At 38.4% G+C, this 271-nt stretch carries 1 protein-coding gene; it reads left to right on the plus strand.

The window, feature by feature from the left end:
- Positions 1 to 271, plus strand: a 271-nt coding sequence (locus SB724_RS20220) for an FHA domain-containing protein (RefSeq protein ID WP_410572643.1), incomplete at both ends; no start/stop codon positions are given.

The raw sequence follows: 271 nt of genomic DNA on the forward strand, positions 1-271 counted from the left end.
ATCACAGACTTTCGCCTGAAATAGAAGCCACTAAAACTGTAACAGATTCATTAACTTTTGGTCGCTCTGAAGCGTGCGATTGGCATTTACCCGATCCCGAAAAAATAATCTCAAGTAAACACGGTATAATAGAAAAAGAAGGTGACTCTTTTTACGTATACGATAATTCAACTAATGGATTATTTATTAACTTTGCTGTAGCGCCGCTTGGTCAAGGCAACAAACAACGTTTGTCAGACAGTGACGTATTAACCATCGGCGATTTTCAAGT

Source organism: Bacillus sp. SIMBA_031, from assembly GCF_046535225.1.
In the GTDB taxonomy this organism is placed as follows: domain Bacteria; phylum Bacillota; class Bacilli; order Bacillales; family Bacillaceae; genus Bacillus; species Bacillus velezensis.